This is a genomic window from Oleiphilus sp. HI0123, assembly GCF_001635315.1.
In genome coordinates, this window is the sequence record NZ_LWGE01000395.1 from 1 (window position 1) to 1157 (window position 1157).

General features: G+C 40.0%; 2 protein-coding genes. One reads left to right on the forward strand and one right to left on the reverse strand.

Annotated features, from left to right (window positions below; all coding sequences use genetic code 11):
* A partial coding sequence (locus A3761_RS26840) for a hypothetical protein (RefSeq protein ID WP_197472799.1) occupies positions 1-717 on the forward strand: 717 nt, incomplete at its 5' end.
* Positions 718-774: 57 nt separating this feature from the next.
* Here A3761_RS26840 and A3761_RS03755 read toward each other — a convergent pair.
* Complete coding sequence (locus A3761_RS03755; protein WP_068739605.1) at positions 775-996, reverse strand: helix-turn-helix domain-containing protein; 222 nt, start codon at positions 994-996, stop codon at positions 775-777.
* Between the last annotated feature and the right edge of the window lie 161 nt (positions 997-1157).

Consider the following 1157-nt stretch of genomic DNA (forward strand, 5'->3'; position numbering starts at 1 on the left):
GAAAGTGCCGGTGTGACACGAGAGCTAATTGAGAGTTTTCGTCGTTATGGTATTAAATCTGAAGATCACACAATGCCAAGTACACGGTTACTTGCGGATATGGCCGATAGAAAGCAAGCATTTCCTACTGTGGCTGGTCCGCGTTGCGGTTTAAGGTTAAATATTGACTGGGATGATGGACGAATTTATCTTCCATCTGAATATCATGAGTCTGACCATAGATCTTGCCCATGGAATGAGCTTTATGGACATTCTTCGAGCTTCGTATTACCAGGTATTGTATTGAAGAAAGAATATGAAGCGCTTCGTGAGGAAATAGCTCCAATCGTTGACAGAGTCGTCGCTGGATATTCAAATAATGGGACTCAAGTGAAAGCGTCATTTACTGATGACGCAAATGAAGCGCTTGAGGAGTTGAGTTATTTGATTGACGACTTTGAATTTGAATATTCAGACCAGTGGGGGCCACTACCCATGGATTTATACTATGACGAGGCTGTGCACGTAAGCGATGTTGAGGAATTGAAGCTCACTGAAATCCGCTTGGATGGCGAATTGCTGCTCGATTACTCATTTACAGACATTCAGTTAAGACAGCTTGTTGCAGAGGAAGAAAATCGTGACATACCGATTAAGCATGAGTCTCTTTATCTTTATTTCAAAGATCTCAGAGACGATTGTCTTAAAAATTTCGAAGAGCAAAGTCAATCTAATTAGAAATTGAAGTGATCTATTAGCCACCCCTTCTCTTTTGGTGGCTAATACCGTGACTAATTAGGCGTAATCCAGAAGAACTTTCGCTTCTAACTCTAAAGCCCTAGCCAACTTCAAAATATTCAATAGAGCAACATTTCTATGCCCACTCTCAATCCCTGAAATATAGCTTCTGTCTATATCTGCAAGATAGGCAAGCTCTTCTTGAGTGATCTTTTTATCCTTTCTCAATCGCGCTAAGTTCCGTCCAAACTGGATTAGCTCTTCATTTGCTTCGGGCATTGAGTGGGCACCATTAAATGATACCTATAATCAACAAAATGCTGGAATTCACTACAGACTATGAGTAACATTTATCCACAGATTGCCAATAAAATGGAAAAAAGGAATTTTTGATGGAACCAAAGTTTAAGTACATTCTCTCGTCTACAGTTATGATATCT

What these genes read in the sequence shown, in the direction of transcription:
- A3761_RS03755 (WP_068739605.1), bottom strand. Translation starts at nt 996, where the DNA reads ATGCCCGAAGCAAATGAAGAGCTAATCCAGTTTGGACGGAACTTAGCG.